Raw genomic sequence first — 21,982 nt, forward strand, 5'->3', positions numbered from 1 at the left:
CCGCAGGAGGAACCTCGGTTGGGCGCCGCACCATTCGGAGAGGTGCGGTGCGGCGCCCGATCTTGTCAGTAGTTGTAGGCGCGCTCGCCGTGCGCGTTGATGTCGAGACCTTCCATCTCGACTTCGACGCTCGGGCGGATGCCCACGGTGAAGCGAAGCAGCAGGAACAGGATCAGCGAGACGCCGCCCGACCAGGCCAGCGTGATGCCGACCGCCTGGGCCTGGACCCAGAGCTGGCTGGTGATGCTGTACGCCTCGGGCGTGATCGCGACCGCAGGGAACTTGGTGTAGTCGAAATAGCCCTGCCCATCGAGCTTCGGATCGGCGACGATCGCCGTCGCCATCGCACCGACGATGCCGCCGATGCAGTGCACGCCGAACACGTCGAGCGAGTCGTCATATTTGAGCAGGTTCTTCACGGTGGTGCAGAAGAAGAAGCAGACCGGCGAGACCGCGAGGCCGAGCAGGATCGAGGTCCACGGCGCCGCGAAGCCCGAGGCCGGGGTGATCGCGACAAGGCCCGCGACCGCGCCGGTCACCGCGCCGAGCAGCGAGGGCTTGCGGTGCACGATCTGCTCGATCAGCGCCCAGCTGACCGCCGCCGCCGCGGTGGCGACGAAGGTGTTGATGAAGGCCACCGCCGTCACGCCGTTCGATTCGAGGTTCGAACCGGCATTGAAGCCGAACCAGCCCACCCACAGCAAGGAGGCGCCGATCATCGTCATGGTCAGCGAGTGCGGCGGCATCGGCTCCGTCTTGTAGCCGGTGCGCTTGCCGATCACGATGCAGCCCACCAACCCGGCGATGCCGGCGTTGATGTGGACCACCGTGCCGCCCGCGAAATCGAGCGCGCCCTTGCCCCACAGATAGCCGTAATCGGTCGGCGTATCCGGCAGGAAGTCCGGACCCGCCCAGTACCAGACCATGTGCGCGACCGGGAAATAGACGATCGTCATCCAGGCGACCATGAAGATCATCAGCGGGATGAACTTCACCCGCTCCGCGAACGCACCGACGATCAGCGCCGGCGTGATGCAGGCGAAGGTCATCTGGAAGACGACGAAGGCGAATTCGGGGATATAGACATTGTTCGAAAAGGTGGCGGCGTAGGTGGCGCCGGATACGCCGTGGAGGCCTGCCTTGCCGAGCCCGCCGAAAAATTGCGGGAACGGGCTGCCCCCCGAAGTGAAGGCCATGGTATAGCCCCAGCCCACCCAGACCAGCGAGGCGATGCAGACGATCATGAAGACCTGCATCAGCACCGAGAGCATGTTCTTGGTGCGGACCAGGCCGCCATAGAAGAGCGCGAGCGCGGGGACCGACATCATCAGCACCAGCGCCGACGAGGTCAGCATCCAGGCGGTGTCGCCCTTGTTGACCATGCCGGCCTGCGCCACGACATCGGGCGCCTTGACCAGATCCGCCGCCCAGGCGGGCATCGCCGCGAAGACCGCGGCAGCGCCGAGCGCGAGCCCGGCGGTTTTCAATCCTTGCTTCATGATACTCCCCCTGCTCACAGCGCGGTTTCGTTGGTCTCGCCGGTGCGGATGCGCACGGCTTGCCCCACATCGAGAACGAAGATCTTGCCATCGCCGATCGCGCCGGTGCTGGCGGCGGCCTGGATCGCCTCGACCGCGGGATCGACCAGATCGGCCCCGCAAGCGATCTCCAGCTTGATCTTGGGCACCATGTTGGTGCTGTATTCGGCGCCGCGATAGATTTCGGTCTGGCCCTTTTGGCGGCCAAACCCCTTCACCTCGGTCACGGTCATGCCGGTGATCCCGACCCCCGTCAGCGCTTCCCGGACATCGTCGAGCTTGAATGGCTTGATGATGGCGATGATCAGTTTCATGTCGCCCCCTCGTTGCGAGTTAACCCGCAGGGCACAGCAGCAAAGGCCGTGCCAGAGGCAAGAATCCCACGATTCCGTGGGGTTGGGGCGCAATCAAATGTTACGCAAAGGTAAAATTTTGTGCAGTTGCGAAAGATTGCTCAAAAAATGGGCAGCGCCCGTGGATCACGCCTTGCCCTGGAACCTCGAGCCCACACGCTCGTTTCAATGCCACGGGCGGGGGCTATCCCATCGCATTCGCTCGGCATTTACCCGTAACAAGACCCTCAGGGGCTTTGGCGGGGTACACATGGCGGCGCGGCTTCTCACCTCCCCCCGGAGAATTTGTCGCGCCGTCGTGTGTCTTGCCCCGATGCCGGACTTCATCTCATGCCGCGCCTGAAGCGCCCCCCATGCTAGATGCGCTGTCGCGTCTCGATCGCGACAAAGGGACGCAATGTGATGATATCGATTTCGGCCGGACTCATCACCGCGTGGCCGAAGGTGAGCGCCTCACACAATGCTTCACGCTTAGTATCGCACCACGTGCCGACCAGAACTTTGGTGAACCATCTGAATTGTGACATGGCAGCTATCTCCCGAGTTTCTTTCAGGCGGGAGCGCAAGCATTTGTCTCTCAGGCACCAGATACCAGGAATAGGCTGGCGATACTTGTCTCTACGGCCAGTTGCGATGAAGGTTGCATGAACGGGCAGGTTATTGCTGCCGCGCGTCCCGGATTTCGCCAGCCGCGGCAAGGTCCGCATCATCGACCATCACGCGGACCGGGATGATGCTAAAGGCGCCTTCGGCGAGGTTCATGCCGGTGTCGAAGGCGAAGGCCATGATGCCTTCGGCCTCGAGCGCGCCGATGAGGAAATGGGCCTCGGGCGCGGGGAAGCGGCCGAGCTCGACGAGTGCCATTACAGGGGGGCCATCAGGCGGGGACCACGGTAGGGTTGCGCACCGGCAGGCCGTCGATGCTCGTCGTCCGCACCGCATATTTGCCGAAGCGGACCTCGTCGCCGTGCTTCAGGTGATATTTGCTGAGCGTCTCGCGCTCGCGTTCGAAGCTCATGTGCGGGACGCCCCAGCCGCACGAGGTCTGCACCTGATCGATCGCGACGACGAAGATCTGGCGGGTGCCGGGGAGCAGGGTGAAGTGCGGCGCGAGTTCGGCCCAGCGTTCGTCCTGCGGGAGCAAGGGAACGCCGCGGCCATAGATGCGGAAGATCAGCGCCGGGCTTTCGAACGCGCAGAACATCAAGGTGATGCGCCCGTCGGCGAGCAGATGCGCGTTGGTCTCGTTGCCCGAGCCCGCGACGTCGAGATAGGCGACCGTCCTGTCGTCGAGCACGCGGAAGCAATCCATCCCCTTGGGGCTGAGATTGATCCGCGCGCCCGCCGCGGCGGTGGCGACGAAGAAGACCGGCTGGCGCGCGACAAAGGCGCGGTGGTCTTCGGTGAGCGATTCGAAGAATTCGGCCATGCTGTCTCCGCACGATTGACGCGCATTTTCCATGCGCATAACCTCTGCGCATGAAGCATGACTCTATCGGCTCCGGCAAGCGCAAGCCAGTCAATCTCTCGCTCGATACCGGGGTGGTCGAGGCGGCGCGGGCGCTGGGCATCAACCTTTCCCAGACCTGCGAGAGCGCATTGCGCGCCGCAACCGCGGCGGAGCGCAGCCGGAAGTGGCAGGAGGAGCATCGCGAGGCGATCGAGGCGAACAATGCCTGGGTAGAGAAGCACGGCCTGCCGCTCGCCAAATACCGCATGTTCTGATGGCGAAGTTCGACGTCTACCGGACGAGCGACGGGACGATGCTGCTCGATTGCCAGAGCGACGTGCTGACACACCTCAATACGCGCTTCGTCGTCCCGCTGGCCTCTCCCGACGATGCTGTGCAGATCGACCGGCGACTGAACCCCCTGCTCGATGTCGCGGGACGGGAAATGCTGATGCTCACCCATTTCGCGGCCGCCGTTCCGGTGAGCGGGCTGGGCCGGCAGGCGGGATCAGCGGCCGATCAGATGTTCGTCATTTCGAACGCGCTCGACATGCTGATCAGCGGCTACTGAACCACGCGCGGCCTGCGCGGAACACCGGGCGCGCATTCGAGCGCGGCGCGGTCCCATTTGCCCAGATCGGCGGCGGCTTCGTAGGTCGATTGGAGGAAGCCGGTCAGCATCGCCTCGGGGTCGGGCGCGGTGCGGACCTCGTCATAATCGAGCAGCCATTCACCGAGATCGGGGGAAAAATAGGCCGGCGCCGGGATCGCCGCCTCGGCATAGCCCGGCGGGGCCGGATAGCCATAGGCGTAGAAGACGGGCTTCGGGAAGGCGTCGCTGCCCGGCCAGAAGCCGGCGCTCGCTTCCTCATGGCTATAGGCCTCGCAGGTGACATCGTCGGGCAGCCCGGGCACGCCGCCGGGATGGCGCGGCGCGGCGCGGCCCGAGAAGCGCGTGACGGCGAGATCGAAGCTGCCCCAAAAGAAATGCACCGGGCTCGCCTTGCCGAGGAAACCGGTGCGGAATTGCTGGAGCATTCGGTCAGCAGAGAGCAACGCGCGGTGGAAGCGGCGGACGGCGTCGGCATCCCAGGGGCGTTCGCGTGTGTCCCCGGGGAAGGGCACCGGATCGGGGAGTTCGCTCGGCAGCTCGGTGATGTGGATCGGGGTGCCGAGCGTCGCCAGCGCCGCGGTGAGCTGGGCGCGGAAGCCGGCGATGCTCCCCGGCCCCAGCGTGATTGTGGCTTCGCGGCCGGTGTCGCTGGTAAGCAGCAACCGGCCGTCCAGCAGATCGAGATCGAGCTGGATCGTCGCGCCCCCGGCTGGGATCGGGCCGGTGGTGAGCCCCCAGGCGGTGGGATAGAGGGCGATATGCCAGCTATGGTTGAGCCACGGCGTGCACGCGAGCCGCGCCTTGCCCATCATCTGCGTGATCAGATGAAGGTGCTGCGCGGTCTCGCGCCATTGCATCCAGTCGAGCTCGGGCCAGGCCTGTCGCATCGCCGGACTTTAGCCGAACGGGCCGCCGAACAACAGCTTCCACCCCGCGACCACCAGCCAGTGGACCGCGACGCCCGGCCAGATGCTGCCGGTGACACGATAGAGACGCACCAGCGCCGCGCCGAGCAGCGCGGTTGCGGCGACAAACCAGGGATCGAGGAACAGCGCCGACCAGGGCGGGCCGAAGGTATAGGCCTGAAACGGGTGCCAGACGACGAAGGCAGTGACGGTCAGCACCGCCTGCCATACTGGAAAGGGCTTGTCCGGCCGCGGCACCAGCAACGCGCGGAAGAGCAGCTCCTCGGCGAGCGCGGGCACCAGCATCACGAGGAAGAAAATGCGCACCCATTTCACGCCGAACGGCAGCGGATCGAGATGCGCGAACCCGCCGAGCCCGCCTATCAGGCCGAGCAAGGGCAGGCACCAGAGCAGCGTGACGCCCGTGGCGATCCAGCCGCGCCGATCGGGCCAGCTGCGCAGCGCCGCTTCGATGCGACGCCACGCCAGCGTCATGCGGCGGTTCCGCCGACGGTCAGGCCCTCGATCAGCAGCGTCGGCTGGCCGACGCCCGCGGGGACGCTCTGGCCACCCTTGCCGCACATGCCGATGCCTTCGTCGAGCGCGAAGTCGTTGCCGATGCCGGCGACCTTGGTCAGCACGGTCGGGCCGTCGCCGATCAATGTCGCGCCCTTGATCGGGTGGCCGAGCTTGCCATTCTCGATCGTGTACGCCTCGGTGCACGAGAAGACGAACTTGCCCGAGACGATATCGACCTGGCCGCCGCCGAACGACTTGGCGAAGACGCCTTTCTTCACCCGCGACAGCAGCTCGGCGGGGTCGTCCTTCCCGCCCTTCATGAAGGTGTTGGTCATGCGCGGCATCGGCGCGTGCTGGAAGGATTCGCGGCGGCCATTGCCGGTGGGGGCGACCCCCATCAGCCGGGCGTTCAAGCGGTCCTGGATATAGCCTTTGAGGATGCCGTCCTCGATCAGGATCGTCTCCTGGGTCGGCGTGCCCTCATCGTCGATCGACAGCGAACCGCGGCGCTCGCCCAGGGACCCGTCGTCGACCACCGTCACGCCGGGCGCCGCGACGCGCTCGCCGACGCGGCCCGAAAAGGCGCTGGTGCCCTTGCGGTTGAAATCGCCCTCGAGCCCGTGGCCGACCGCCTCGTGGAGCAGCACCCCGGGCCAGCCAGGGCCGCACAGCACGGTCATCTCGCCGGCCGGCGCATCCTCGGCGTCGAGATTGACCAGGGCCTGGGCCAGCGCCTCGTCGATCGCGCGGTTCCAGGTGGCGGGTTCGAACAGCCGATCGTAGAGCGCGCGGCCGCCGGTGCCGAACGTGCCGGTCTCGCGGCGGCCCGCCTGCTCCACCACGATCGAGACGTTGAGGCGCACGAGCGGGCGGACATCGGTGGCAATGAAGCCGTCGGGGCGGACGATCTCGACCACGCTCCACTGGCCGGTGAGGCTGACGCTCACCTGCACCACGCGCGGATCGCGGGCACGCGCGGCGGCGTCGATCGTCTGGCAGAGATTCACCTTGTCGGCGAAGGGGACCAGATCGAGCGGATCGGCGTCGGTGTAGAGATGTCGGTTGTTCTTGCGCGGGGGCGCGGGGCGAGTGCCGGCATAGGGGTCGATCAGCGCCATCGTCTCGGCGGCGCGGCGGATCGCCTCAGGGCTGATCTCATTGGCGTGCGCGAAGGCGGTGGTCTCGCCCGAGACCGCGCGCAGGCCGAAGCCGGACTGGGTGTCGTAGCTCGCGGTCTTCAAGCGCCCGTCGTCGAAGCCGAACGCCTCGGTCTTGCGGTATTGGAGATAGAGTTCGCCATCCTCGGCACGGCCGAGCGCTTCCGCGGTGAGTTTCTGCGCGGTGTCGGGGTCGAGGCTGTCGCGGTAGATGAAACCGCGCGGATCGGTGAACTGGCTCATGACTCCGATATAGGTTCTGTACAGCCATCGTCGAGTGGGGCAGCGTCGTGGGAACCGAAGGGAGAATGCCATGCTCCGGCTTCTGTTCGCCTTGCTGCTCGTCGCCGCGCCCGCCCATGCCCAGATCCGCACGCTCGATTCGGTCCCCGAAGCGCAGCTGATTCGCGTCGAGCTGAGTCCCGCCGGCGGACTGGTCGGAGCGATCTTCCACCCGCCCGGCGGCGCGTTGCGGCCCGGGCTACTGGTGCTCGGCGGATCGGAGGGCGGGCTCGACGGCGCGGCGGGGCTCGCCAGGCCGCTCGCGGCGCAGGGCTATGTCACGCTGGCGCTTGCCTATTTCGGCACCGCGGGGGTGCCCGCGACGCTCGAGGAAATCCCGCTCGAATATTTCGACCGCGCGATCGAGCGGCTGCGGCACGAGCCGGGGGTCGATCCGGACCGTATCGCCGTGATCGGCGGATCGAAGGGCGCCGAGGCGGCCCTGCTGATCGCCACGCGGCGGCACGACCTGGCCGCGGTGGTCGCGGTCGCGCCGAGCGACTCGGTATGGCAGGGGATCAACCGCAAGGCCCCGGTGCCGCGCTCGTCCTGGACCAGCGAGGGCCGGCCGCTGCCGTTCCTCGCATTCGACCGGTCGCGCCCCTTCGTCAGCCTGCTCGATCTCTATGCGCGCAGCCGGCCCGAAGCCGGGCCCGGCGCGGCGGCGATCCCGGTCGAGCGGATCAGCGCGCCGCTGCTGCTGCTGGCGGGCGAGCAGGATGCGTTGTGGCCCTCGGCAATGATGGTGCGCGCGATGGGCGGCAGGCTGGGCGAGGCACATTTCGCCCTCGAATTCCGCCACGCCGAGTTCGCCGATGCGGGACATGCGATCCTCGGGGCGCCGGTGACCGCCGACCGCGCGGCGATGCTCGTCGAGGATGGCGGCACCGCGGAGGGCAATCTGCGCGCGCGGCAGGTGAGCTGGTGGATCATCCAGCGCTTCCTCTACCGCAACCTTGCCGAGAAGGCGGCGCGCTGAGCGGCTATTGGGGGCTGGCGCCCGACGCGATATCGGGCAGCGTTGCCGGATCCACCCCGTCCGCCGGGCCCCCGATCAGCACGAAGCGGCGGTCGCAATAGCCGCAATCGACATAGCCATGCTCGTCGATCTGCAGGAACACGCGCGGATGGCCGAGCGCGGCGCCGCCGGGAATGTCCGACGCGCCGTCACAGGCGACGCGGGGCTGGGAGACGCGGGTGATTTCGGGCGGCGCGATCATGGGCGTTTCCGTAGCAATGGCCGATCAGGCGGACAATCTCTAGCTTGCGCTCGCGCCCACCGCGCCACTGAGCACGCGCATCTGCTCGACGCAATCGAGCCCGACCTCGCGATACTGATCCTTGGGAAGCGCCTCGCCCGCATCGTTGATCGCGCCTTCCATCTGATTGGGAGCGAGGCGGGCGGACATGCGGCCGAGGAAGAAGAACATGATGCCGTTGAGTGCGTTCTTCGCCTCGGGGTCGTCGATCTGGTCGCTCATTCCCTGCATCGCGACGACGCAACGGGCGTCCTTTTCGAGCGCCGGGTCCTGCGCGGCGGGCGCGGAAAGAGTCAGCGCTAGCGCGAGCGTGAAGGCGACCATGATCGAATCTCCGAGGGAATTTGCGCCGCGACGATGGCCGCGCGCCCGGGCCAAGGCAAGCCAGTCCGGTGGGGATTCGCTTGCCAATGTGCGCGATCGGCCTAATTCCCGGCGCATGACCAATGCGGCAATCGCGATCGAAGGCCTGTGCAAGACCTATCAGGGCGGCAAGCGCGCGCTCGATGGCGTCAGTTTCGAGGTGCCGCAAGGATCGGTGTTCGGGTTGCTCGGCCCCAATGGCGCGGGCAAGTCGACGCTGATCAATATCCTTGCGGGGCTGGTCAACAAGACCGAGGGCCGCGCGAGCGTGTGGGGCTTCGATATCGACGCACATCCGCGCAACGCCAAGGCGAGCATCGGCATCGTCAATCAGGAAATCCTGTTCGACCCCTTCTTCACCCCCAGGGAAACGCTGGAGATCCAGGCGGGGCTCTATGGCGTGCGCAAGGAGCGGTTCGACGCGATGGCGCTGCTGCGCGCCGTCCATCTGGAGGACAAGGCCAACGCCTATTCGCGCACGCTTTCGGGGGGCATGAAGCGACGGCTGATGGTCGCCAAGGCGATGGTGCATTCGCCCCCGGTGCTGGTGCTGGACGAGCCGACCGCGGGGGTCGATGTCGAGCTTCGCCAGCAGCTCTGGGCCTATGTGCGCGAGTTGAACCAGCGCGGCGTGACGGTGGTGCTCACCACCCATTATCTCGAGGAGGCCGAGCAGCTCTGCGACCGGATCGCGATCATCAATCACGGCAGACTGATCGCCAACGAGCCGACCCGCGCGCTGGTCGGCATGGCGCAGGAGAAGGTGGTCGAGGTCACCGTCGACCGCGACATCCCCGCCGCGCCCGTGCACGACTGTTTCCAGAAGATCGAGCTCAAGGGCGAGCGCACCCTCGTCATCACCTATCGTAAGGACCAGGCGAATGCGGGCCAGGTGCTCGATGCGGTGCAGAAGGACGGCTACGGCATCGTCGACGTCTCCACCCGCGAGGCCGATCTGGAGGATGTGTTCCTGAACCTCACCCGGGCGGCCAGCGCATGACCGAGGCCGAGCAGCCCGAGGGGGTCGCGAACGGCGAACCCGAAAAGAAATCGAAGCGCTCGGTCCGTGATCGCGCCGATGCGATCGCACCATTCCGCTGCAAGAATCTGATCGCCGTGATCGAGAATCCGAGCGATATCAAGAATATCGGCACGATCATCCGCAACGTGAACGCGCTGGGCGTCGAGAAGGTCTATGTCGTAGATCCGGACCGCGCGCTGACCGACGACTGGCAGGAGATGCGCGAGCACAAGGGTATCTCGAAGACGTCGGTATCGGCGGTCAAATGGACCTTCTTGCGGCGGTTCGACAGCACCGGCGATTGTTTCGACCATCTCGAGAGGAAGGGCTTCCGATCGGTCGTGACGTCGCCGCACGTCAAGGGAAAGGCCAGCGTCTATCTCCACGAAGGCGACTTCACCGCGTTCACCAAGCTCGCGGTCTGGTTCGGCAGCGAGGCGGTGGGGATCAGTGACCTTGCCGTGGCGCGGAGCGAGATGTGCGTCAGCATTCCGATGTTCGGGATGGTCGAGAGCCTGAACCTCGGCACCAGTTCGGGCATCGTTCTGTACGAAGTCACGCGGCAGCGGCGCGACTATCAGAGCAAGTTCCGGCTTCGCGGCCGGCGGGGCGAGCGCGAGACGCCGCTGCCGACGGTGATGCCTGTGCGCGACCTGCGCCAGCGCCAGGGCTGATCAAGGGGAGCGCCGATTGGCCGAGGCACAGCAAAGCGACATCCTCATCATCGGCTCCGGCGCTGCCGGGCTGACCGCGGCGCTCAACCTGGCGAGCCGGTTCAAGGTGACCGTCCTCGCCAAGGGCCGGCTCGACGAGGGGTCGACCGCCTGGGCGCAGGGGGGGATCGCAGCGGTGCTCGAGCCCGGCGACAGCTTCGAGAACCATATCGAGGACACGATGATCGCCGGCGCGGGGCTCAACGACCGCGCCACGGTGGAAATGGTGGTCGAGCGCGCGCCGGCGGCGATCGCCCGGCTCGAAGAACTCGGCGTGCCGTTCAACCATGACGGCGACACGCTGCACCTGACGCGCGAGGGCGGGCACAGCCATCGCCGCATCGTCCATGTCGACGACGCGACCGGATGGGCGGTGCAGGAGGCGCTGCTGCGCGCGGCGGCGGCCAATCCGAACATCACGTTGGTGCCCGACATGGTGGTGATCGATCTCGCCACCAGCCGCCACGAGGCGCGTTACTCGGGGGCGGGGAATGTCCGGGGGGTCTACGCCTTCAGCCGCAAGACCAACCGGGTCGAGCTGTTCACGGCACGCGCGACCATCCTCGCCACCGGGGGGGCGGGGCGCACCTATCTCTTCTCGACCGCGCCGCGCGGCGCGACCGGCGACGGGATCGCGATGGCGTGGCGCGCGGGGTGCCGCATCTCGAACATGGAGTTCATGCAGTTCCACCCGACCTGCCTCTACAATCTGGAGGTCAAGAACTTCCTGATCACCGAGGCGGTGCGCGGCGAGGGCGGGCAGCTCAAGATCCCGGGGACCGGGCACCGCTTCATGCCCGAGTTCGACCCGCGCGAGGAGCTGGCCCCGCGCGATATCGTCGCCCGTGCGATCGACCATGAGATCAAGCGGCTGGGCCTCGACTATGTCCATCTCGACATCAGTCACATGGGGCCGGATTTCGTGAAGCAGCACTTCCCGACAATCTATGCGCGCCTGCTCGACCTCGATATCGACATGACCAGGGACCCGATCCCGGTGGTGCCGGCGCAGCACTACACCTGCGGCGGGATCGTGATCGACCGTGACGGCCGCACCGATCTGCCCGGGCTCTATGCCGCGGGCGAATGCACTCAATCGGGGCTGCACGGGGCCAACCGCCTCGCCTCCAACTCGCTGCTCGAATGTTTCGTGTTCGGCGAGGCCGCGGCGAACCATATCGCGGCATGCTGGGACGACCTCCCGCCTCCGCCCGCGATCCGGCCCTGGGACGAGAGCCGCGTCGCCGATTCGGACGAAGAGGTGGTGATCAAGCAGAACTGGACCGAGATCCGCCGCTTCATGTGGAACTATGTCGGCATCGTCCGCTCGACCAAGCGGCTCGAGCGCGCGGCGCACCGGATCCAGATGCTGCGGGGCGAGGTCGCCGACTATTACGGCCATTTCCGCGTGACGCCCGACCTGATCGAGCTGCGCAACCTGCTCGAGAGCGCCGACCTGATCGTCCGCTCGGCGCTCCACCGCAAGGAGAGCCGGGGGCTCCACTATACGATCGACTATCCCGATACCGCGCTGGTGGCGGTCGATACGGTGCTGGTCCCCTAGGACAGGTAGATCGCGCGCAGCGATCCGCTTTCGGAGCCGGTGATGTCGAACACCCGCCAGCCCGCCCTGGTCCAGACCAAGCTGTAGTTGAGCGCGATCCGGCTGTCGAACAGCCCGAAGCGCACCGTCACCGTGGCGCGGTCGCCCTTGATCGTCACGGGGCCATAGGCGGGCGCAATCGCGTCGAAATCCTGACAGGCGCAAAAGGGATCGGCGTCCATCTTGCCCTGGTCGCCCACCGCCGCGGCCGCGGCGGCATCCTTGCGGATCGCGCGGGCGAGCACGGGCTCGAAATAAAGCTCGGGCTGGCCCAGCCGCGCGCCGCGGCCGCCCTTGCGATAGCCGGCATAGATGGATTGCAGAAAGACGCGAACCGAGGCCGCGTCATGTGCGGCGGGCGCGGCGATCGCGGGCGGGACGGCGAGGAGGGCGGCCAGAAACGGGACGGGCATTAACGCAATCTCCTGCTGGATTGGGCGCAGCGATTTCCATAGCCTTCACGCTTCGTCGCTACAAAGCCTGTGTTCGTCGCAACTGCGCCAATTACGGGCTTTTGTGCGTTGGGGGATCGCCGCATGGTTCGGGCGGGGCAAGGGGCAGTATTGTGACGATATTTCAGCGGCTAGTGCCGCTTGGACAATCGAACGGCTGGCAGACCAGGATCGCCGCGCTGAAGCAGTCGGCGGCGACATGGCGCGCCTCCGCCGCCCCGCTTCGTGATTCCTCTATCGAGTGGCTTTCGACGATTCGTACTTTCACCACGGCGCAGCGCGCCCTGACCGTTGCGGGCCTGGGTCCCGCCTTCCTGCTCGGCTGCGCGGTGCATGACGATGCGCGCACCTCGATGCTCGTCCCGCCCGCGCTCGCGACGACGCTCGAATTCCCCGCGCCGGTCAAGGCGCCGGTGCACCGCCCCGTGGCGCCCGCCCCGCAGGCCCTGGTCAACCAGATCGACACGCTGACCGCGCAGTTCGGCGGTGTGGTGGGCGTCGGCATCACCAGCATCGACGACAATTGGGCACTCTCGTCCAATGGCGAGCGCAAGATGCCGCAGCAGAGCGTGAGCAAGCTGTGGGTCGCGATGACCGTGCTCGCCGCGCGCGATGCCGGGCGGCTGACGCTCGACGACCAGATCACGATCAACGAGAGCGACTTCACCGTCTTCCACCAGCCGGTGGCTGCGCTGGTGAAGGACGGGGTCGGCTATACCGCGAGCATCGGCGAGATCCTGCGCCGTGCGATGACGATGAGCGACAATACCTGCAACGACAAGCTGCTGCGCCTCGTCGGCGGGCCCGAGGCGGTGCGCGCGTTCATCGCGGCGCGGGGCCTGGGCGAGATCCGCTTCGGACCGGGTGAGAAATTGCTGCAGGCGGGGACCGCGGGGCTCGAATGGAAGCCCGAATTCTCGCGCGGCAACGCCTTTGCGCTGGCGCGCGCGCGCCTCGCCCCGGCGGTGCGGCTGGCGGCGTTCGAATCCTATGTCTCGGATCCGCCCGACGGCGCGGCGCCCTCGGCGATCGCGAATGCGCTCGCGCGGCTCCAGCGGGGCGAGCTGCTCTCGCCGAGTTCGACCGCTTGGCTGATCACGACGATGCAGAGCTCGCACACCGGCAAGCAGCGCCTGCGCGGCGCGGTGCCCCCGGGCTGGCAGTTCGGGCACAAGACCGGAACCGGCCAGGATCTGGGCGGGCGCACCGCGGGCTATAACGATGTCGGCATCCTCGTCGCCCCCGACGGCCGCGCCTATGCGCTGGCGGTGATGATCGGCGACACCAGGCGGCCGATCAAGGAGCGCCAGGCGCTGATGCAGGCGATCGTCGCGGCGATCGTGGCGCAGCACGGCTGATGCGCCGCCGCACGCTGTTGGGCGCGATCGGCTCGGCGGCGTTGCTCCCGTCGGCGGCCCGCGGCGGAGCCGTCGAACCACAGGTGATCGAGCTTCGCCAATACACGCTGTTCGGCGGCCGGCGCGATACGCTGATCGACCTGTTCGAGCGTCATTTCATCGAATCGCAGGCGGCGGTGGGTGCGCCGGTGCTGGGCACCTTCCGCGACCTCGACGATCCCGACCGTTTCGTGTGGCTGCGCGGATTCGCGGACATGGGCGCGCGCAAGACCGCGCTCGAGACCTTCTATGGCGGGCCGATATGGAAGGCCAATAGCAAGGCGGCCAACGCAACGATGCTCGATTCGGGCAATGTCCTGCTGCTGCGCCCGCGCCCCGCGCCCTGGCGTGCGCCGCCGGGTTCGGCCGGGCTATACACCGCAACGATCCACGATCTTGGCGGGGCCGATCCCGAAGCTTTTGCGGGGTTTTTCGAGGCCGTGATGCGGCCCCGGCTCGAGGCGCTGGGCGCGCGGCCCTTCGGGAGCTGCGTGAGTGAGACCGCGCCCAATGATTTTCCCCGGCTGCCGGTTCGCGGCGATTCGGTCTTCGTCTGGTTCGCGCGCTGGAAGGGCAAGGCCGAGGAGGCCGGGTTCGCCGATCGCTGGCGCGCGGAAACCGGCTGGCGCGATCATGCCGGCGAGGCGCTGCTCCCCGCGCTGATGCGCAAGCCCGAGCGATTGCGGCTGGCACCGACCGCGCGATCACCGCTTCGCTAGGGTTAGAACGCAAGCGGCGGCCTGCTATCGAGCCGCATGAACCGACGACGCCTCGTGCTGACGATTCTCGCGCTGGTCCTGCTCGCGGGCGATATCCTGCTGGCTGGATGGTACTATAATTGCCGCGCCGGCACTCGGGCGACGGTCATTCATGTCGGCCTCGATTCCTACGGGATGATCGTCCCGGAAAATCAGCCCATGGCGAAGCTGATCGACGGAAAGTGGCAGCCCGATCCGGCAGCGGACCCCAGCGTGAGTTTGCGAGACGGGCCAGAACGGCTTGCAATGGTGAGCCTGGCGCCGGATCCCGGCTATGGGCACTTCCTCCAGGTCATTCGCGACTTGCGGGCCCGCGGGCTCTGCAATGTGGCGATCCTTGAGGGCGGGACGCCGCACAGGATGAGCGTTCCCCTTCCCGGGGGATCGCGCGACGCCATTGAGATTCAGGCGATCCTGTTGTGTGGACACACGCTCGGCGACAGTGGTTTCACCGGCCAGTTGCCGCCGGACAGCGAGATTCGCCTCTAACGGCCGGTCGCCGCCTGGAATTCGAACGCAAGCCGCGGGGTGCACGCGTTCCGGCTCCGGGCCAATCGGCGCGCATGGACCTTTCAGATCAGGACTGGGACGGCGTCGTCGAGGCGCTCGACACGCAAGGCTGGGCAGTGCTGCCCGGTCTGCTCGATGCAGCGGAATGCGAGGCAGCCGCCGCGCTCTATGACGAGGATGCGCGGTTCCGCAGCACGGTGGCGATGGCGCGCCACGGGTTCGGGCGGGGCGAGTATCGCTACTTCGCCTATCCGCTCCCGCCGCTGGTGGCGCAATTGCGGACCGCGCTCTATCCGAAGCTGGCGCCCATCGCGAACCGCTGGCACGAACGAATGGGGCTGGAACGCCGCTTTCCCGACATTCACGGGCGTTATATCGCACAATGCCATGGCGCAGTGCAGACACGCCCGACGCCCTTGCTGCTCCGCTATGGGCCTGGCGACTATAATTGCCTCCATCAGGACCTTTATGGCGAGCATGTCTTCCCGCTCCAGGCGGCGATCCTGCTGTCGAAGGATTTCGAAGGTGGCGAGTTCGTGCTGACCGAGCAGCGTCCGCGGATGCAGTCGCGCGTCTCGGTGGTGCCGCTCGCCCAGGGCGACGCGGTGGTATTCGCGGTCAGCCAGCGGCCGGTGGCGGGGACGCGCGGCGACTATCGCGTGACGATGCGCCATGGTGTGAGCCCCGTCCGTGCCGGGCGGCGCCACACGCTGGGGATCATCTTCCACGACGCCATGTAAGGCTTTGAAGCGCCGCGCGGCTCGGCTATCCCCCGGCTATGCCCCATCTCTACCTGGTCGACGGCTCGAGCTTTATCTTTCGCGCCTATCACGTGCTGCCGAAGCTGACGAACAAGCATGGCGAGCCGGTGGGCGCCGTCTATGGCTATGTGACCATGCTGTGGAAGCTCGCCGAGGAGCTGCACAAGGCCGAGGGGCCGACCCACCTGGCGGTGATTCTCGACAAGAGCGAGCACACGTTCCGCAACGAGATGTACGACCAGTACAAGGCGCACCGACCACCCGCGCCCGAGGATCTGGTGCCCCAGTTCCCGATGATCCGTGACGCGACCCGCGCCTTTTCGCTGCCGTGCATCGAAGAGCTGGGCTGGGAGGCTGACGACCTGATCGCCAGCTATGCCAAGGCCGCCTTGGCGCAGGGCTGGCAGGTGACCATCGTCAGCTCCGACAAGGATTTGATGCAGCTGCTGACGGAGCCGGGCATCGATATGCTCGACACGATGAAGGACCGGCGGATGGGGCCGGAGGCAGTGGTCGAGAAATTCGGTGTGGGGCCGGACAAGCTGGGCGAAGTGCTGGCGCTGATGGGCGACAGTGTCGATAATGTGCCCGGCGTGCCTGGCGTCGGGCCCAAGACGGCCGCAAAGCTCGTGCTGGAGCATGGCGACGTCGAAAGCGTACTGGCCGCTGCACCCGCGATGAAGCCGGGCAAACTGCGCGATAATCTGATCGAACATGCCGAGATGGCCCGGCTGAGCCGCAAGCTGGTCGAATTGGCGAGTGACGTTCCGCTGCCCGATCCGCTCGACTCGATGGAATTGAACGGCATTCCGGATGCGCCGCTTCGCGCTTTCCTGGAGCATCACGGCTTCAAGACCCTGCTCACGCGGCTCGCGAACACATCGACATCGGTGGCCGAGGCGCCGGTCGAGAGCCCGATGCCGGTGCCGCTCGAGGAAGATCCGCCGTGCAATCACGACGGATACGAGACCGTCACCGACGAGACCGCGCTCGACCGCTGGATCACCATCGCCAGGCATCAGGGCTGGGTGGCGATCGATACCGAGACCACCGGGGTCGATGCGACGCGCGCCGAGCTGGTGGGGGTGAGCATGGCGCTCCACCCCAACCTCGCCTGCTATATCCCGCTCGGCCATGGCGGCACCGACATGTTCGCCGAGAAGCCAGCGCAGGTCGACCGCAAGGTTGCGCTCGCCAAGCTCAAGACCCTGTTCGAGGACCCGGCGGTGCTCAAGATCGGGCACAACCTCAAATACGACATGATCGTGCTGAGCCGCTGCGGCCTCGATGTCGCGCCGTACGACGATACCATTGTCATGAGCTTCGATCTCGATGCAGGCCTGCACGGGCACGGGATGGACGAGCTCGCCGCCACCCACCTGTCGCACAGCTGCATCGCGTTCAAGGATGTGGTGGGGACGGGCAAGAACCAGCTCGGCTTCCACGAGGTCGATCTCAAGACCGCGACCCGCTACGCCGCCGAGGATGCCGATGTGACGCTGCGGCTGTGGCGGCGCTTCAAGCCGCGGCTGCCCTATGAGGGGGCGACGCGCGTCTATGAGATGGTCGACCGGGCGCTGGTCCGCGTGGTGGCGGACATGGAGCTGGCGGGGGTGAAGGTCGATGCCGGGGCGCTCGCAAGGCTTTCGGAGGAATTCTCGCACCAGATCGCGGCGCTCGAGGCGGAAATCCACGCCATTGCCGGGTTCAAGTTCACCATCGGCAGCCCCAAGCAGCTGGGCGACGTGCTGTTCGAAGGCATGGGGATCAAGGGCGGGCGCAAGGGCAAGTCGGGCGTCTATTCGACCGACGTCAACGAACTCGAGCGGATCGCCGCGGACAAGGATTCGCCGGGGCGGGTGATGGCGTCGAAAGTGCTCGACTGGCGCCAGCTGTCGAAGCTCAAATCGACCTATACCGACGCGCTCCAGGCGCAGATCAACCCGGCGACGGGGCGCGTGCATACCAGCTATTCGCTGACCGGCGCGCAGACCGGGCGGCTGAGTTCGACCGATCCGAACCTGCAGAACATCCCGGTGCGCACCGAAGTGGGGCGCCAGATCCGCGACGCCTTTGTCGCCGAGCCGGGCAATGTCATCCTATCCGCCGACTATTCGCAGATCGAGCTGCGGCTGGCGGCGCATATCGCCGACGTGCCCCAGCTGCGCGAGGCGTTCGCCGCCGGCCAGGACATCCACAACATGACCGCGCAGGAGCTGTTCGGCGAGGTCAACCGCGATACGCGCGGGCGCGCCAAGACGATCAACTTCGCGATCCTCTACGGCATCTCGCGCTGGGGACTTGCCGGACGGCTCGACGTCACCGCCGACGAAGCGCAGGCGATGATCGACCGCTATTTCGAGCGCTTCCCCGGCATCAACCGCTACATCGCCGACACGATCACCAGCGCCAAGGAGAAGGGCTATACCGAGACTTTGTTCGGCCGGAAGACGCACTTCGCCCGGCTGAAATCGGCGATCCAGCACGAGCGCCAGGGCGCCGAGCGCGCCGCGATCAACGCGCCGATCCAGGGCACCAGCGCCGACATCATCAAGCGCGCCATGGCGCGGATGGGCCCGGCGCTGCAGGGTGCGGGGCTGCCGAACGTGCGGATGCTGATGCAGGTGCATGACGAACTCGTGTTCGAGCTGCCCGAGGGCGATGTCGACGCCGCGAAGCCGGTGATCGAGCGGGTGATGGCGACCGCGGCCGAGCCCGCGGTCAAGCTGTCCGTGCCGCTGGGGGTGGAAATCGGCGTTGGGCCGAGCTGGGGCGCGGCGCATTGAGGCTGGGTTGCGTGCGCATGCTTGTGGAAAGCCGCGACATCCCCTCTAGTGCCGAACGGGCGCCGGGGCATGGCGCCGAACCGGGAGAGGCTCCTGCCATGGCGATCGCCAGCGCATGACCGGGCAGTCCGACGACATCAATGCGCTCGCCAAGGGCGGGCGCACGAACATCATGGGATTCGTGATCCGGCTGGCGGGCCGCGTGCCCTTCCTGTTCATCGCCGGGCGCTGGTACGGGCCCGAAATCGTCGGGCGGTTCGCATTGGCGGTGCTGGTGATCGAGATCGCGGCGCTGCTGGCGACGCTGGGCCTCAAGCGCGGGCTCGCGCAGGCGCTGTCCACCACCAGCCGGCCGCACAGCCATGTCGTCGCCGATGCGCTGATGGTGGCGCTCGCCGCGTCGCTGTGCGCCACCGGCGTGCTCGTCATCTTTCCGGAGATCATGTTCCCGAACAGCCCGGTAAAGGGTCTCGAAGGGCTGTTGCCGCTGATCGTGTTCGCGCTTGCCTGGTGCGACGTGGCGTTCTCGGCGCTCGCCTATCGCCACAATGTCGGCGCTTCGGTGACGGCGCGCGCGATCGTCGAGCCCTGGACGATCAGCGGCGCGGCGTTCGCGCTCGCATGGATATCCTCGCGCGACGGGCTGATCATCGCCTATGTGCTGGCCGAGCTGGCGATGCTGATCGCGGCGATGGTGCCGCTGGTCCGCATGTATGGCATGCCGCATGGCTGGCGGCCGCACCCGGCCAAGCTGTGGCACATGGCGCGCGCCAATGCGCCGCTCGCCGGGGCCGACGCGCTCGAATGGGGCACGCGCAACATCGACCGCTTCATCCTGGGCCTGCTGTTCCCGCCCGCGTTCGTCGGCATCTATTATATGGCGCAGCAATTCGCGTCGCTCGCGCAAAGGCTCAAGACGACCTTCGATCCGATCCTGGGTCCGGTCATCACCCGCAGCCTGGCGGCGGGGGACAAGGAAGCGGTGGCCAAGCAGGTGCGGCAGGTCGCCTTCTGGGTCACCGCGGTGCAGGCGGCGATCGCCATCTCGATCGGCATCACCTCGGATGGCGTGATGGGCCTGCTCGGCCCCAAATTCGTCGCGGGATCGGCGGCGCTCTGCATCCTGCTCGCCGCCGAAGTGCTCGCGGCACCGGGGGCGATCGCCGAGGGCGGGCTTGTCTATGTCGCGCGGCACCGCAATCTGATGATCTCCGCGACCCTGCTCGGTTTCCAGGCGGTGCTGAGCTTCGTGCTGGTCTTCGCGGCGCGCGAGATGGGCTATCCGCCCGCCTATCAGGCGGTGGGGCCGGCGCTGGCGCTGGCGGGGTCGCTCGCGCTGGGATCGGTGATCAAGGCGTGGCTGCTCTCGCATCTGCTCGGCAAGTCAGTCTCGGGGCTGCGCTGGGGATTGTTCGCGGCGATGATCGCCTGCGCGGGCACCGGCGTCGCGATCAGCAAATTGCCCGAATGGCTCCAGCTGACCGTCGGCACCCCGCTGATGCTCGCCGTCTATTTCTTCGTGCTGCTCAAGCTTGCCTTCGGCCCCGAGGATCGGGCGCTGTTCAGGAAGATGCCCAAGGAGCAGGAGCCGGTGATCGACGAGATCACGAATTGACGGGCGGGGCGCCGCAGCGCCGCATCGAGTCCATCAAGCGAAACTGGTCATCTCGCAGGACGAGCAGGAAGCCGAAGCGCTCTACCAGGATCTGCGCGAGCTTACCGCTCAGTCTTGGCGGATGCGGGGCGAGCCCGGTGCGACGAACCACAACGCCGGCGAGATAGGATCGGAGGCGCGCCGGGTTCTGACGCGGGCGGGCAGGGTCGCGCTCTTGCAGACAGGCTTCGGCCAGCGCCCCGGGCGCGCGGAGCTGGTCGCGCGTCCGAAGCGAGATCGACAGCCAGAAGACCGCCCTCCCGGCGGCCAGCGCAACCGCGCCGATGGCGAGGCGGGCGCGGGCTCGCGTCAGTGCCGGAAATGCCGCATTCCGGTGAAGACCATCGCCAGCCCCGCTTCGTCGGCTGCGGCGATCACCTCGTCGTCACGGATCGAGCCGCCGGGCTGGATCACCGCGGTGGCGCCCGCTTCTACCGCCGCCAATAGCCCGTCGGCGAAGGGGAAGAAGGCGTCCGAGGCCACCGCTGAGCCGATCGTGCGCGGCTGGGGCCAGCCGGCCTTTTCGGCGGCGTCCCTGGCCTTCCATGCGGCGATGCGGGCCGATTCGAGGCGGTTCATCTGGCCCGCGCCGATGCCCGCGGTCGCGCCGTCCCTGGCATAGACGATCGCGTTCGACTTGACGTGCTTGGCAACGGTCCAGGCGAAGCGGCAGTCGGCGAGTTCCCGTTCGGTCGGCTGGCGCCGCGTCACGACCTTGAGGTCGTCCGGCGCGATCGCGCCATTGTCGCGCGACTGGATCAGGAAGCCGCCGGCGATCGACTTCATCGCGCGGCCGCGCCGCGCCGGATCGGGCAGCTCGCCGGTGAGCAGCAGGCGGAGATTCTTCTTGCGCGCGAACACCTCCCGGGCCGCGTCATCGGCATCGGGCGCCGCGACCACTTCGGTGAAGATGCCCGATATCGCCTCGGCGGTCGGGCCGTCGAGCGGGCGGTTGACGGCGATGATCCCGCCAAAGGCCGAAACCGTATCGCAGGCAAAGGCCGCCCGATACGCCTCGATCAGCGTCTCGCCGGTCGCGACGCCGCACGGATTGGCGTGCTTGACGATCACCACGGTCGGCGGGCCATCGCGGAATTCGCTGACCAGCTCGAGCGCGGCATCGGCATCGTTGAGGTTGTTGTAGCTGAGTTCCTTGCCCTGCACCTGGCGCGCCTGGCCGATGCCGTTCACCCCGCCAGCAGCCTGGGTGTAGAGTGCGGCGATCTGGTGCGGGTTCTCGCCGTAGCGGAGCTCGGCCTGCTTGATCATCGGCAGCGCGACCCGATCGGGGAAGCGCTGGCCCTGATCGACATGCGCGAACCAGCCCGCGATCGCCGAATCATAGGCTGCGGTCGCCTGATAGGCCTTCATCGCCAGCCGCTTGCGGTCGTCGAGCGTCGTGCTGCCGCCCGCGACCAGCGCATAGTCGGCGGGATCGGTGACGATGGCGACATAGGCGTGGTTCTTCGCCGCCGAGCGGACCATAGAGGGGCCGCCGATATCGATATTCTCGATGATCTCGTCGCGGCCCGCACCCTTCGCGACGGTCGCCTCGAAGGGATAGAGATTGACGACGACGAGATCGATCATGCCGATTTCATGGTCGCGCGCCGACGCCATGTGCCCGGCATCGTCGCGCACCGCGAGCAGCCCGCCATGGACCCTGGGGTGGAGGGTCTTGACCCGGCCGTCCATCATTTCGGGGAAGCCGGTCAGATCCGAAATGTCGCGCACGGCCAGCCCCGCATCGCGCAGCGCCGCGGCGGTACCGCCGGTCGAGACCAGCTCCACGCCATGGCCGGCGAGCGCCTGGCCGAGTTCGACGATGCCACTCTTGTCCGAGACCGAGAGCAGTGCGCGGCGGATCCTGATGCTTTCCATGAGCCCG

At 67.2% G+C, this 21,982-nt stretch carries 24 protein-coding genes; 12 read left to right on the forward strand and 12 right to left on the reverse strand.

Translation table 11 applies throughout. From position 1 onward, the window contains the following. Positions 1-65: 65 nt before the first annotated feature. The 5 genes from OF829_RS05725 to OF829_RS05745 form a co-directional block, all read right to left on the reverse strand. Positions 66-1,499, reverse strand: a complete 1,434-nt coding sequence (locus OF829_RS05725) for an ammonium transporter (RefSeq protein WP_264939025.1) — start codon at positions 1,497-1,499, stop codon at positions 66-68. Positions 1,500-1,513: 14 nt separating this feature from the next. Continuing rightward, on the reverse strand, positions 1,514-1,852 hold the full coding sequence (locus OF829_RS05730) for a P-II family nitrogen regulator (RefSeq protein WP_264939026.1): 339 nt from the start codon (positions 1,850-1,852) through the stop codon (positions 1,514-1,516). A gap of 395 nt (positions 1,853-2,247) precedes the next feature. Continuing rightward, positions 2,248-2,601 (reverse strand): hypothetical protein, encoded by a 354-nt coding sequence (locus OF829_RS05735; RefSeq protein WP_264939027.1) that lies wholly within the window; start codon positions 2,599-2,601, stop codon positions 2,248-2,250. Then, positions 2,549-2,755, reverse strand: coding sequence for a putative signal transducing protein (locus OF829_RS05740; protein WP_264939028.1), 207 nt, complete (start codon positions 2,753-2,755; stop codon positions 2,549-2,551). The genes OF829_RS05735 and OF829_RS05740 overlap by 53 nt, the downstream gene beginning before the upstream one ends. A gap of 13 nt (positions 2,756-2,768) precedes the next feature. Further along, a complete protein-coding gene (locus OF829_RS05745) occupies positions 2,769-3,320 on the reverse strand; it encodes a pyridoxamine 5'-phosphate oxidase family protein (RefSeq protein WP_264939029.1) in 552 nt (183 codons plus the stop codon). A 50-nt stretch (positions 3,321-3,370) separates the two neighbouring features. Here OF829_RS05745 and OF829_RS05750 point away from each other — a divergent pair, with 50 nt between their 5' ends. Together OF829_RS05750 and OF829_RS05755 are read left to right on the forward strand one after the other, a co-directional pair. Continuing rightward, positions 3,371-3,616, forward strand: a complete 246-nt coding sequence (locus OF829_RS05750; protein WP_264939030.1) for a type II toxin-antitoxin system CcdA family antitoxin — start codon at positions 3,371-3,373, stop codon at positions 3,614-3,616. Continuing rightward, positions 3,616-3,912 (forward strand): CcdB family protein, encoded by a 297-nt coding sequence (locus OF829_RS05755; RefSeq protein WP_264939031.1) that lies wholly within the window; start codon positions 3,616-3,618, stop codon positions 3,910-3,912. The genes OF829_RS05750 and OF829_RS05755 overlap by 1 nt, the downstream gene beginning before the upstream one ends. On the opposite strand, the gene OF829_RS05760 is transcribed toward OF829_RS05755, so the two are convergent. The 3 genes from OF829_RS05760 to tldD are packed head-to-tail and all read right to left on the reverse strand — an operon-like array spanning position 3,906 to position 6,778. After that, positions 3,906-4,841 carry a DUF5996 family protein gene (locus OF829_RS05760; protein ID WP_264939032.1) on the reverse strand — a complete coding sequence of 312 codons (936 nt, stop codon included), beginning with the start codon at positions 4,839-4,841 and terminating at the stop codon, positions 3,906-3,908. The genes OF829_RS05755 and OF829_RS05760 overlap by 7 nt on opposite strands. Positions 4,842-4,850: 9 nt before the next feature. Beyond that, positions 4,851-5,354 carry a CPBP family glutamic-type intramembrane protease gene (locus OF829_RS05765; RefSeq protein ID WP_264939033.1) on the reverse strand — a complete coding sequence of 168 codons (504 nt, stop codon included), beginning with the start codon at positions 5,352-5,354 and terminating at the stop codon, positions 4,851-4,853. Then, the gene (gene tldD / locus OF829_RS05770) at positions 5,351-6,778 is read right to left on the reverse strand and encodes a metalloprotease TldD (protein ID WP_264939034.1); all 1,428 of its coding nucleotides are present in this window, start codon (positions 6,776-6,778) and stop codon (positions 5,351-5,353) included. Before tldD ends, OF829_RS05765 begins: the two co-directional genes overlap by 4 nt. 70 nt (positions 6,779-6,848) lie before the next feature. Here tldD and OF829_RS05775 point away from each other — a divergent pair, with 70 nt between their 5' ends. Beyond that, positions 6,849-7,796: an alpha/beta hydrolase gene (locus tag OF829_RS05775; RefSeq protein WP_264939035.1), complete on the forward strand. Its 948-nt coding sequence runs from the start codon at positions 6,849-6,851 to the stop codon at positions 7,794-7,796. A gap of 4 nt (positions 7,797-7,800) precedes the next feature. On the opposite strand, the gene OF829_RS05780 is transcribed toward OF829_RS05775, so the two are convergent. Both OF829_RS05780 and OF829_RS05785 read right to left on the reverse strand, forming a co-directional pair. Beyond that, complete coding sequence (locus OF829_RS05780; RefSeq protein ID WP_264939036.1) at positions 7,801-8,037, reverse strand: zinc-finger domain-containing protein; 237 nt, start codon at positions 8,035-8,037, stop codon at positions 7,801-7,803. Positions 8,038-8,076: 39 nt separating this feature from the next. After that, positions 8,077-8,400: a hypothetical protein gene (locus OF829_RS05785; RefSeq protein WP_264939037.1), complete on the reverse strand. Its 324-nt coding sequence runs from the start codon at positions 8,398-8,400 to the stop codon at positions 8,077-8,079. 115 nt (positions 8,401-8,515) lie between these two features. On the opposite strand from OF829_RS05785, the gene OF829_RS05790 reads away from it, so the two are divergent. The 3 genes from OF829_RS05790 to nadB are packed head-to-tail and all read left to right on the forward strand — an operon-like array spanning position 8,516 to position 11,737. Next, positions 8,516-9,439, forward strand: a complete 924-nt coding sequence (locus OF829_RS05790) for an ABC transporter ATP-binding protein (RefSeq protein ID WP_264939038.1) — start codon at positions 8,516-8,518, stop codon at positions 9,437-9,439. Next, complete coding sequence (locus OF829_RS05795; protein ID WP_264939039.1) at positions 9,436-10,134, forward strand: TrmH family RNA methyltransferase; 699 nt, start codon at positions 9,436-9,438, stop codon at positions 10,132-10,134. Before OF829_RS05790 ends, OF829_RS05795 begins: the two co-directional genes overlap by 4 nt. 16 nt (positions 10,135-10,150) lie before the next feature. Then, positions 10,151-11,737 (forward strand): L-aspartate oxidase, encoded by a 1,587-nt coding sequence (gene nadB, locus OF829_RS05800; RefSeq protein WP_264939040.1) that lies wholly within the window; start codon positions 10,151-10,153, stop codon positions 11,735-11,737. Here the strand turns inward: nadB and OF829_RS05805 are convergent. After that, the gene (locus OF829_RS05805; protein WP_264939041.1) at positions 11,734-12,189 is read right to left on the reverse strand and encodes a YbjP/YqhG family protein; all 456 of its coding nucleotides are present in this window, start codon (positions 12,187-12,189) and stop codon (positions 11,734-11,736) included. The two genes, nadB and OF829_RS05805, sit on opposite strands and share 4 nt — an antisense overlap. A gap of 152 nt (positions 12,190-12,341) precedes the next feature. Between OF829_RS05805 and OF829_RS05810 the strand changes: the two genes are divergently transcribed. The 6 genes from OF829_RS05810 to OF829_RS05835 all read left to right on the forward strand — a co-directional run bounded on the left by OF829_RS05810 (position 12,342) and on the right by OF829_RS05835 (position 20,055). Then, positions 12,342-13,586, forward strand: a complete 1,245-nt coding sequence (locus OF829_RS05810; RefSeq protein WP_264939042.1) for a serine hydrolase — start codon at positions 12,342-12,344, stop codon at positions 13,584-13,586. Beyond that, on the forward strand, positions 13,586-14,344 hold the full coding sequence (locus tag OF829_RS05815; RefSeq protein WP_264939043.1) for an NIPSNAP family protein: 759 nt from the start codon (positions 13,586-13,588) through the stop codon (positions 14,342-14,344). Before OF829_RS05810 ends, OF829_RS05815 begins: the two co-directional genes overlap by 1 nt. Positions 14,345-14,398: 54 nt before the next feature. Further along, complete coding sequence (locus OF829_RS05820; protein WP_264939044.1) at positions 14,399-14,872, forward strand: hypothetical protein; 474 nt, start codon at positions 14,399-14,401, stop codon at positions 14,870-14,872. Between the two features lie 74 nt (positions 14,873-14,946). Further along, on the forward strand, positions 14,947-15,633 hold the full coding sequence (locus OF829_RS05825) for a 2OG-Fe(II) oxygenase (RefSeq protein WP_264939045.1): 687 nt from the start codon (positions 14,947-14,949) through the stop codon (positions 15,631-15,633). Between the two features lie 38 nt (positions 15,634-15,671). Beyond that, positions 15,672-18,440: a DNA polymerase I gene (polA, locus tag OF829_RS05830; RefSeq protein ID WP_264939046.1), complete on the forward strand. Its 2,769-nt coding sequence runs from the start codon at positions 15,672-15,674 to the stop codon at positions 18,438-18,440. 115 nt (positions 18,441-18,555) lie between these two features. Further along, positions 18,556-20,055, forward strand: coding sequence for a lipopolysaccharide biosynthesis protein (locus OF829_RS05835; RefSeq protein WP_264939047.1), 1,500 nt, complete (start codon positions 18,556-18,558; stop codon positions 20,053-20,055). A gap of 348 nt (positions 20,056-20,403) precedes the next feature. Here the strand turns inward: OF829_RS05835 and purH are convergent, their stop codons facing one another. Continuing rightward, positions 20,404-21,975 (reverse strand): bifunctional phosphoribosylaminoimidazolecarboxamide formyltransferase/IMP cyclohydrolase, encoded by a 1,572-nt coding sequence (gene purH / locus OF829_RS05840; RefSeq protein WP_264939048.1) that lies wholly within the window; start codon positions 21,973-21,975, stop codon positions 20,404-20,406. Positions 21,976-21,982 lie beyond the last annotated feature (7 nt).

It is taken from the genome of Sphingomonas caeni, assembly GCF_026013415.1.
GTDB classification, from domain to species: domain Bacteria; phylum Pseudomonadota; class Alphaproteobacteria; order Sphingomonadales; family Sphingomonadaceae; genus Sphingomonas; species Sphingomonas caeni.

What these genes read in the sequence shown, in the direction of transcription:
- OF829_RS05740 (WP_264939028.1), bottom strand. Translation starts at nt 2,755, where the DNA reads ATGGCACTCGTCGAGCTCGGCCGCTTCCCCGCGCCCGAGGCCCATTTC.
- OF829_RS05780 (WP_264939036.1), bottom strand. Translation starts at nt 8,037, where the DNA reads ATGATCGCGCCGCCCGAAATCACCCGCGTCTCCCAGCCCCGCGTCGCC.
- OF829_RS05790 (WP_264939038.1), top strand. Translation starts at nt 8,516, where the DNA reads ATGACCAATGCGGCAATCGCGATCGAAGGCCTGTGCAAGACCTATCAG.
- OF829_RS05835 (WP_264939047.1), top strand. Translation starts at nt 18,556, where the DNA reads ATGACCGGGCAGTCCGACGACATCAATGCGCTCGCCAAGGGCGGGCGC.
- OF829_RS05765 (WP_264939033.1), bottom strand. Translation starts at nt 5,354, where the DNA reads ATGACGCTGGCGTGGCGTCGCATCGAAGCGGCGCTGCGCAGCTGGCCC.
- OF829_RS05785 (WP_264939037.1), bottom strand. Translation starts at nt 8,400, where the DNA reads ATGGTCGCCTTCACGCTCGCGCTAGCGCTGACTCTTTCCGCGCCCGCC.
- OF829_RS05745 (WP_264939029.1), bottom strand. Translation starts at nt 3,320, where the DNA reads ATGGCCGAATTCTTCGAATCGCTCACCGAAGACCACCGCGCCTTTGTC.
- polA (WP_264939046.1), top strand. Translation starts at nt 15,672, where the DNA reads ATGCCCCATCTCTACCTGGTCGACGGCTCGAGCTTTATCTTTCGCGCC.
- OF829_RS05825 (WP_264939045.1), top strand. Translation starts at nt 14,947, where the DNA reads ATGGACCTTTCAGATCAGGACTGGGACGGCGTCGTCGAGGCGCTCGAC.
- OF829_RS05725 (WP_264939025.1), bottom strand. Translation starts at nt 1,499, where the DNA reads ATGAAGCAAGGATTGAAAACCGCCGGGCTCGCGCTCGGCGCTGCCGCG.
- OF829_RS05775 (WP_264939035.1), top strand. Translation starts at nt 6,849, where the DNA reads ATGCTCCGGCTTCTGTTCGCCTTGCTGCTCGTCGCCGCGCCCGCCCAT.
- OF829_RS05735 (WP_264939027.1), bottom strand. Translation starts at nt 2,601, where the DNA reads ATGATGCGGACCTTGCCGCGGCTGGCGAAATCCGGGACGCGCGGCAGC.
- OF829_RS05755 (WP_264939031.1), top strand. Translation starts at nt 3,616, where the DNA reads ATGGCGAAGTTCGACGTCTACCGGACGAGCGACGGGACGATGCTGCTC.
- OF829_RS05815 (WP_264939043.1), top strand. Translation starts at nt 13,586, where the DNA reads ATGCGCCGCCGCACGCTGTTGGGCGCGATCGGCTCGGCGGCGTTGCTC.
- OF829_RS05730 (WP_264939026.1), bottom strand. Translation starts at nt 1,852, where the DNA reads ATGAAACTGATCATCGCCATCATCAAGCCATTCAAGCTCGACGATGTC.
- OF829_RS05760 (WP_264939032.1), bottom strand. Translation starts at nt 4,841, where the DNA reads ATGCGACAGGCCTGGCCCGAGCTCGACTGGATGCAATGGCGCGAGACC.
- tldD (WP_264939034.1), bottom strand. Translation starts at nt 6,778, where the DNA reads ATGAGCCAGTTCACCGATCCGCGCGGTTTCATCTACCGCGACAGCCTC.
- OF829_RS05795 (WP_264939039.1), top strand. Translation starts at nt 9,436, where the DNA reads ATGACCGAGGCCGAGCAGCCCGAGGGGGTCGCGAACGGCGAACCCGAA.
- OF829_RS05805 (WP_264939041.1), bottom strand. Translation starts at nt 12,189, where the DNA reads ATGCCCGTCCCGTTTCTGGCCGCCCTCCTCGCCGTCCCGCCCGCGATC.
- OF829_RS05750 (WP_264939030.1), top strand. Translation starts at nt 3,371, where the DNA reads ATGAAGCATGACTCTATCGGCTCCGGCAAGCGCAAGCCAGTCAATCTC.
- purH (WP_264939048.1), bottom strand. Translation starts at nt 21,975, where the DNA reads ATGGAAAGCATCAGGATCCGCCGCGCACTGCTCTCGGTCTCGGACAAG.